The organism is Nocardia sp. JMUB6875, from assembly GCF_041154655.1.
In the GTDB taxonomy this organism is placed as follows: domain Bacteria; phylum Actinomycetota; class Actinomycetes; order Mycobacteriales; family Mycobacteriaceae; genus Nocardia.
Genome location: NZ_BAAFGR010000253.1, coordinates 1 through 7,774 on the forward strand (window position 1 = coordinate 1; position 7,774 = coordinate 7,774).

Genomic DNA, 7,774 nt, shown 5'->3' on the forward strand with positions numbered 1-7,774 from the left:
GTGGTGGCGCACGCAGGAACCGCAGGCGCGGCCGGGTGGGCGTTGTGGGCGTGGCCCCGGCGTATCTCGTCGTCCCCCAAGGCATCCGCGTCCACTGATCATGTCGGAACCCCTTTCGTCCATCGGATGCTTATTTGGACGTGGGCTGGCCCGCCTGGGTTCCACTTGTTCCGGAAACGACGAAACCTCGCACCGCGGCCGGGTTTTCCGGCGGAGGTGCGAGGTTTCGGGGGAGGGTCAGAAGACCCAGAGGCGGAGGGTGAGGAATCTCATGGTGCCGACGGCGGCGGTAATGGCCAGGACGGCAAGGGCTTCGGAGATGTCGCCCATGCCGGGTGCGGTGACCTCGAGGATGGCGAGGCCGCCGGAGGTGATGGCCAGGCCGGCCAGGGCCAGCGCGCCGCCCTCCAATTGCGCTGTGTACCAGCGCACCCGACCGGCGGCGTGGAAGGTGAGGCGACGGTGCATCTCGTTGGCGAGGGCGGTGCTCACGATGGATCCGGCCAGATTGGCCAGCTGCGGGCCGCCGCCGTAGAGGGCGAGGAACAGCAGGATGTAGCCGACATTGCTCAGCCCGCCGACCAGGGCGAACCGAATCAGTTGTGCGAAGGCGGCTTCGCCGCGCAGCCAGGCGCCGAGCTGCCCGAGCCACCGGGACCAGGTCGTGTACAGGGCCTGCGTTCCATAGGCATAGGTGCTCACCAGACCGGGCACGGACGCTGTGGTCCGCTCCGTCATCTCGTAGACAGCCATTGTCATTCCCCATCCGAACACGTCGGTGTCGGCCTGCCGCCGCCGAAAATTCTCCCGGCTGGGCGTCACCGGCCGACACCTTCTTGCCTAACAAAGGTAACACGAAGTGGAGTGGCTCCCTCCACTTGTTTTTGTGGTCTGTGAGACAGTCCATGTTCCGGAAAACCCGCGACACGCCGTGTCGGACCTTGTTGACAGCGCTGAGATTGGCAGACTGGCTGCAGCGGAGAGTCTCGCCGTGAGTCCTGGCAGGAGAGTGGGGTAGCACATGTACCGGGTATTCGAAGCGCTCGACGAACTGGTGGCCATCATCGAAGAGGCCCGCGGCATCCCGCCGACCCGCAACTGCATCGTCCCGCGCGGTGAGGTGCTGGAACTGCTCGACGATGTCCGCGAGGCGCTGCCCGGCGAGCTCGACGACGCCCAGGACGTGCTCGATCACCGCGACAAGATCGTCACCGACGCCCGCACCGGCGCCGAGGCCACCGTCAAGACCGCCAATGAGCAAGCGCACCACACGGTTTCCTCCGCCCGCGACGAGGCCGACCGCATCCTGGCCGACGCCAAGGCGCACGCCGATCGCATGGTCGCCGAGGCCCGCGCCCACGCCGAGCACCTCGTCGCCTCCGCGGAGGAAGAGGCCGAGCGCACCGTGGCCGACGGCCAGGCCGAATACGACTCCCTCACCAGCCGCGCCCGCGCCGAGGCCGACCGCCTGGCCGCCGCCGGCCAGGCCTCCTACGACCGCTCGGTCGCCGACGGCAAGGCCGAACAGGAACGCCTGGTCTCGCAGACCGAGGTGGTCCGCGCCGCGCACGTCGAATCCGCCCGCCTCATCGACAATGCCCAGGCCGACTCCGACCGCCTGCGCCAGGAATGCGACGACTACGTCGACGGCAAGCTCGCCGACTTCGAGGAGACCCTCTCCAATACTCTCCGCATCGTCGGCCGCGGCCGCCATCAGGTGCGGTCCGGTACCTCGATCCCGGATTACGCGTCCGAATTCCGCCGCTGAGTTCACTGCCTCGTCATTCCGGCATGCGAAAGCACGCCGGAATGACGAGGTTCGGGGGCGCTTTACCCAATTTGGGCCGCAAGCGGGGCTTTCGGTATTGTTGGGTGGTTGCCCATTCCCCGCCGAGCGTTAGGTGTCGTCCCGAATGTCCGCCGATTCCGGTTCCGAGTCGCGTCCTCGTCGTCAATCGACGCTGAAGGACGGCGGTTTCGTGCTGGATGTGCGCAGCCTCGGACGCAAGCCCGGCACGATGAAGCAGTTGCATCGCACCGTCACCACCGAGGACCGGATCGGCCTGGAAATGGTCGGAATCCCGGTCGGCGCGCAGGTCGAGCTGGAGCTCACCCTGCAGTCGGTCTCCGAGGGCGTGCTGGTGATGGGAACGGTCGACGCACCCATCGAGGGTGAATGCTCGCGCTGCCTGGAACCGTTCACCGACGAGATCCAGTTGCAGCTCACCGAACTGTTCGCCTACCCGGACAGCGCCACCGACCAGACCACAGAGGAAGACGAGATCCACCGTCTCGTCGACGACATGATCGACCTCGAGCCGGTCGTGGTGGACGCTGTCGGCCTGGAGCTGCCGCTGCAGCCGCTGTGCGAGCCGGATTGCGCCGGTTTGTGCCCGGAATGCGGGGTCAGGATGGCGATTGCGGGTTCCGGCCACGGTCATGAGATACTTGACCCTCGCTGGGCCGGGCTCGCCAAGTTCAACGCTGAGTCCCCCGATACGGAGACCGTGTCGGACCCATCAACCGATTCCACCCTTGCGGGACACAACGGTGCCGCAAGTAAGACAGAGGAGAGCTAGTCGTGGCCGTTCCGAAGCGCCGGATGTCCCGTGCCAACACCCACGCGCGTCGCAGCCAGTGGAAGGCCACCGCGCCGACCCTGATCACCTGCCCGAACCGCGCCTGCGGCCAGAAGACCCTGCCGCACATCGCGTGCCCGTCCTGCGGCACCTACAAGGGCCGTCAGGTCACCTCCGCGATCTGATTCGCGTTAAAGCGACCGTGACCGCCAGCAAGGATGCGGCGGATATTCCCGCCGTAGGTGATGCAGCCGACCATGCCAGCCTGCTCGAGGCTCTCGGCGTGGACGTACAACCGGAGCTTCTGCGCCTAGCGCTGACGCACCGGTCGTACGCCTACGAGAACGGTGGCCTGCCGACCAACGAGCGCCTGGAGTTCCTGGGCGATTCGGTGCTCGGACTGAGCATTACCGAGCGCCTCTATCTGGAGCACCCGGACAAATCCGAGGGCGAGCTGGCGAAGTTGCGCGCGAGCGTGGTCAACATGCACGCGCTGGCCGAGGTGGCCCGTTGCCTCGGTGAGGGCGGTCTCGGCCGCCACCTCCTGCTCGGTAAGGGCGAGGAGCTCACCGGCGGCCGCGACAAGCCGAGCATCCTCGCCGACGGCATGGAGTCGCTGCTGGGTGCCGTGCATCTGCAGCACGGCATCGATGTGGCACGCACCGTCGTGCTGCGGCTGTTCGCCGATCTGCTCGAGCGCGGTCCCCGCATGGGGGCCGGGCTCGACTGGAAGACCAGCCTGCAGGAGCTGACCGCCGAGCGCGGCATCGGCGTGCCCAGTTACGAGATCACCTCCACCGGACCCGACCACGACAAGGAGTTCACCGCCACCGCGGTGATCGGCGGGAAGGGTTACGGCCAGGGGGTGGGCCGCTCCAAGAAGGAAGCGGAGCAGAAGGCCGCGGGCGCGGCCTACAAGGCGTTGCACGCCGAGAACGCGCCCGAGGGTTCGGACGGCTCGAAGAGCTAGATGCCCGAACTCCCCGAGGTCGAAGTCGTCCGGCGCGGGCTCGCCGAGCATGTGGTGGGCCGCGTCCTCGACCGGGTGACCGTCAAGCATCCGCGCTCGGTGCGCAGGCATGTGCTCGGCGGGGACGATCTCGCCGCCCGTCTTGCCGGTCTGCGCGTTCAGGACGCGCAGCGGCGGGGCAAATTCTTGTGGCTCACCTTCGATGAGCCCGATACCTCTCTCGTCGTGCATCTCGGCATGTCCGGGCAGATGCTGGTGCAGCCCGCGACCGCGCCGCTGGAGAAGCACGCGCACATCATCGCCACCCTCGACGACGGCAACGAACTGCGGTTCGTGGACCAGCGCACCTTCGGCGGCTGGCAGCTCTCGGATCTGGTCGAGGTGGACGGCACCTGGGTGCCCGAGTCCGCGGCGCACATCGCGCGCGATCCGCTGGATCCGCTTTTCGATGCCGACCAGGTCGTGAAGACGTTGCGCGGCAAGCAGTCCGAGATCAAGCGGCTGCTGCTGGATCAGACCGTGGTGTCCGGGGTCGGCAACATCTATGCCGATGAGGCCCTGTGGCGGGCCAAGATTCACGGCGAGCGCCCCGCGGCCAAGCTGACCAGGCCCGCGCTCGCGAACCTGCTCGTCGAGACCCAGCACGTCATGGGCGAGGCGCTGCAGGCCGGGGGCACCTCCTTCGACGCGCTCTACGTGAACGTCAACGGCCAATCCGGGTACTTCGAGCGCTCGCTCAATGCCTACGGGCGCGAGCACGAGCCCTGCCGCCGCTGCGGTGCGATCATGCGGCGGGAGAAGTTCATGAACCGTTCGTCTTTCTCCTGCCCGCGCTGTCAGCCCCGCCCGCGCGGCTGAGACCAGCAGGTTTTCTTCCCGGTCGGCGCGGGTGACGGTGACCTAACGTCCCTACCGATGCCGATGAAGCGCTACCTTTTTCATTAGCGGCATGCAGTTGTGCCGACCGGAGGAAATTGATGCGCAAACTGACTTACTACGTCGCGGCCACCATCGACGGGTTCATCGCCACCGATGCGGGCTCGGTCGACTTCTTCCCGGTCGGGGGTGACCACGGGCCGGCGATCATCGCGCAGTATCCCGAGACCCTGCCGACCAAGGTGCGTCAGGTGCTGGGCGTCGACAAACCCTGCCGCAACTTCGACACCGTGCTCATGGGCCGCAAGACCCACGACTTCGGCGTCCGCACCGGCACTTCCAGCCCGTACGCGCACCTGCGGCAGTTCGTGGTCTCCACCACGCTGCCGGAGAACCCGGCCCCGGATGTGGAATTGATCTCGGAGAATCCGCTGGAGCGGGTCCGAGAACTCAAGCGCGAGAAGGGACTCGGCATCTGGCTCTGCGGCGGGGGCGAACTCGCCCAGTCCCTGATGCCCGAGATCGATCAGGTCTTCCTGAAGCTCTACCCGATCGTCCTCGGCCACGGCCGCCCGCTGTTCGGCACCGGCTCGCGGCTCCCGGAACCGTCCAAGTTCCGGGTGATCACCAGCCGCGTCTTCGAGGACGGCGTGGCCTTCATCAAATACGGCCGCGTCCGCTAGGGGCTCGCGCTAGAGGATCGCGACCGCCACCACCAGGCCGATGGCGACGTGGGCGGCCGAGACGACGACGGCCTCGGTGCTGAATTCCGGATTCTTCAGCACCGCGCCGATATCGATGCCGAGCACGAACTCCAGGACGCGCACGGCGATCACCTGCGCCACGATGCCGACCAGGCCGTAGACGGTCGCGGCGATCAGGCCCTCGGAGAGCTTGCCCGCCTGCGCGAAGATGGCCAGCACCACGATGAACGCCATGCTGACGATGGCCGCGGCGCTCATGATGATGGCATTGGGCAGTCCGCGGCCCACCATGGCGCGCAGGCTGCCCGGCGTCGTCCAGTCCACGGCCTGGAAACCGATGAGCATGAGCGCCAGGCCGAGCAGCGCGTAGAGCACGATCGCGCCGACGCCGCGGCCGAGCGAATTCCAGTACCCCGCCTCCAGAGCGAGAGTGGTGATCATCGGTGATCCTCCGGGGGAATCGAGTGGATGGTCATTGCGGTATGCGGTGCGGGACGAACGTCGAGGTGTCGTCGGTGATGAGGCCGACGGTTTCCCGGATGCCCAGTCCCGCGGAGGTGTCGCCCACGATCCAAGCACCCAGCACCGGCCGCATGCCGTCGAATTCGGGCAGCGGGTCGAGCAATTGGTAGACGAAGCCCTCTTCGCCGTAGACGCCGCCGGTGGCGGTTTCCATCCCCGCGCCGACGATCGTCATGTTCGCACCCTCGCGGCCCAGCTTGGGCTTGCGGATGTACTCGGTGAGCTCGTGCGGGTCGTCGAGGTAGGCGGGCAGCAGATTCGGGTGGCCGGGATACATCTCCCACAGCACGGCCAGGATGGCCTTGTTGGAGAGCAGGGTCTTCCACAGCGGCTCGATCCACATGGTTTCCGGCAGCGAAGCGACCACACGCTTGCCGAAGTCGTCGTCGAGGGCCCACTCCCACGGGTACAGCTTGAAGATGGCCTCGATGGGCGACTCGGCCAGATCGACGAAACGCTCCAGCTCCGTATCGAATCCGACCTCCTCGATGGGGAGGGCGACGGTGTCGAACCCGGCCTCGGCGGCGGTCTCCTGCATATAGGCGGTGGTGACATTGTCCTCACCGGAGGAGTCCGAACCCGACCAGGTGAAGTGGAGCTGCGAGCCCGGCAGTGTGTCGCGCAGCTCGCCCCAGCGCTCGACCAGCTTCTCGTGCAGCGAATTCCACTGATCGTCGTCCGGATGGGTGTCGGTCAGCCAGTGCCACTGCACGATTGCCGCTTCCAGCAGGGAGGTGGGCGTATCGGCGTTGTACTCCAACAGCTTTGCCGGGCCGCGGCCGTCATAACGCAGGTCGAAGCGACCGTAGATGTGCGGGTCGGAGCGGTGCCAGGAGTTCTTGATGGGCTGCCAACTCCATTCCGGCAGACCGAAATCCGCGAAACGCTCGGTCACCACCACCTGTTCGACGGCGTGCAGGCACATCGAGTGCAGCACCTCGACCTGGGCCTCCATGGCCAGGATCTCGTCCATATCGAACTCGTAGTGCACCGATTCGTCCCAGTAGGGGCGGGGCTGCCCGTTCCCGTACTGCCCCGGCGACCCGAAAACCAGACCCTGACTCTCGATGATGCGCTGCCAGCCCGGCCGCGCGGTGCTGCGAACCCGCCGCACTAAGAACCTCCACCCTTCACCTTCGCGCCCAGACCGCCGCGCTGAATCGTGCTGCCGCTCTTCGTCTTGATGGTCGCGCCGCTCGGTGCCACGGTGGTGCCGCCGACCGGTGCGCGCCCGATGGTCTGACTGGGGCCGCCGTAGTAGTAGCGGTAGGAGTGCCCGGCGAGGAAGAAGAAGCCGGGATTGATCCCGCTGTTGCCGTGGCTCTGCGCATCCGAGCAGTAGTTGTCCGGGACGACGATCTCCTGATTGTCGTGGTCGGCCGTGATCGTCTGCCCATTGCCGATGGGCACCTGCTCGCCCTTCTTCGCCACCACGGTGCACGATGCGGTCACCTCCGGCCCGTTCCACGCCGACGCGACCAGATACCCGCCGCCCACGAGGGCCGCAATGCCAACGACGGCCGCGCCGCCGATCAGCACCTTCTTCTTCTTGCGCCGCTTGGCTTCCGCCTCTTCGGCCGCCGCCCGCTCCGCCTCCTCGGCCCGCTTGCGCGCCTTCTCCCGAGCCCGCGCCTCGGCCACCGTCGGCGGCCGCGGCTGTGTGATCCCGGCCTCCTGCGTCGTCATGCTCCCGCGCCGCGGCGGCACCGCGGGCACCGGCGGAGCCTCCGGCTCCAGCGACGGCACCGGCATGGTGAACGGCGGCTCAACCCCCGGCACACCGGGCCGCTCACCGAGAGCGCCTGTACCCGTGCCCGATTCGGTCGGCAGCGGCAGCGTGGGTTGATACGCACTCGGGTTCGGGGGCGGGTAGCTCGGCGCCGAACCGGCGAAGGGAGCCCAGTCGATGCCGCCCGGGCTGTCCGGAGTGTCCGCCGCCCCGGCCGGGCTTTCCGCTGCCCCGCCCGAACCGGAAGCGCCCGCGCCAGTGGCCGATTCGGTCGGTGACGGCAGCGGCCGCGTCGGCTGGTGTGCGCCCGGCTCCGGGATCTCGAATCGCACCGTCGGCTCGTTCCCGCTCGCGGGCGGCGCAGTTTCACTGCTCGCGGGTGGCTCGGTGCCCC

The 7,774-nt window shown here is 67.6% G+C and carries 10 protein-coding genes; 6 read left to right on the plus strand and 4 right to left on the minus strand.

The window, feature by feature from the left end; all coding sequences use genetic code 11:
• Positions 1–237: 237 nt before the first annotated feature.
• Positions 238–753, minus strand: a complete 516-nt coding sequence (locus ACAM49_RS36795) for a GtrA family protein (RefSeq protein ID WP_369640149.1) — start codon at positions 751–753, stop codon at positions 238–240.
• A 268-nt stretch (positions 754–1,021) separates the two neighbouring features.
• Between ACAM49_RS36795 and ACAM49_RS36800 the strand changes: the two genes are divergently transcribed.
• The 6 genes from ACAM49_RS36800 to ACAM49_RS36825 all read left to right on the plus strand — a co-directional run bounded on the left by ACAM49_RS36800 (position 1,022) and on the right by ACAM49_RS36825 (position 5,108).
• Positions 1,022–1,768, plus strand: coding sequence for a DivIVA domain-containing protein (locus ACAM49_RS36800; protein WP_369640150.1), 747 nt, complete (start codon positions 1,022–1,024; stop codon positions 1,766–1,768).
• 145 nt (positions 1,769–1,913) lie between these two features.
• Positions 1,914–2,579 (plus strand): DUF177 domain-containing protein, encoded by a 666-nt coding sequence (locus tag ACAM49_RS36805; protein ID WP_369640151.1) that lies wholly within the window; start codon positions 1,914–1,916, stop codon positions 2,577–2,579.
• 2 nt (positions 2,580–2,581) lie between these two features.
• Positions 2,582–2,764, plus strand: a complete 183-nt coding sequence (gene rpmF, locus ACAM49_RS36810; protein WP_120737450.1) for a 50S ribosomal protein L32 — start codon at positions 2,582–2,584, stop codon at positions 2,762–2,764.
• A 17-nt stretch (positions 2,765–2,781) separates the two neighbouring features.
• Positions 2,782–3,549, plus strand: coding sequence for a ribonuclease III (gene rnc / locus ACAM49_RS36815; protein WP_040811045.1), 768 nt, complete (start codon positions 2,782–2,784; stop codon positions 3,547–3,549).
• Positions 3,550–4,407: a bifunctional DNA-formamidopyrimidine glycosylase/DNA-(apurinic or apyrimidinic site) lyase gene (gene mutM, locus ACAM49_RS36820; RefSeq protein ID WP_369640152.1), complete on the plus strand. Its 858-nt coding sequence runs from the start codon at positions 3,550–3,552 to the stop codon at positions 4,405–4,407.
• Between the two features lie 119 nt (positions 4,408–4,526).
• The gene (locus ACAM49_RS36825) at positions 4,527–5,108 is read left to right on the plus strand and encodes a dihydrofolate reductase family protein (protein WP_369640153.1); all 582 of its coding nucleotides are present in this window, start codon (positions 4,527–4,529) and stop codon (positions 5,106–5,108) included.
• Positions 5,109–5,117: 9 nt separating this feature from the next.
• Here ACAM49_RS36825 and ACAM49_RS36830 read toward each other — a convergent pair whose 3' ends face one another.
• From ACAM49_RS36830 to ACAM49_RS36840, 3 genes are all read right to left on the minus strand, one after another.
• On the minus strand, positions 5,118–5,570 hold the full coding sequence (locus ACAM49_RS36830; RefSeq protein ID WP_369640154.1) for a DUF350 domain-containing protein: 453 nt from the start codon (positions 5,568–5,570) through the stop codon (positions 5,118–5,120).
• A 31-nt stretch (positions 5,571–5,601) separates the two neighbouring features.
• Positions 5,602–6,765, minus strand: a complete 1,164-nt coding sequence (locus ACAM49_RS36835) for a glutathionylspermidine synthase family protein (protein WP_369640155.1) — start codon at positions 6,763–6,765, stop codon at positions 5,602–5,604.
• Positions 6,765–7,774: hypothetical protein (locus ACAM49_RS36840; RefSeq protein WP_369640156.1), on the minus strand; the 1,010-nt coding region annotated here is incomplete at its 5' end. The genes ACAM49_RS36840 and ACAM49_RS36835, both read right to left, overlap by 1 nt.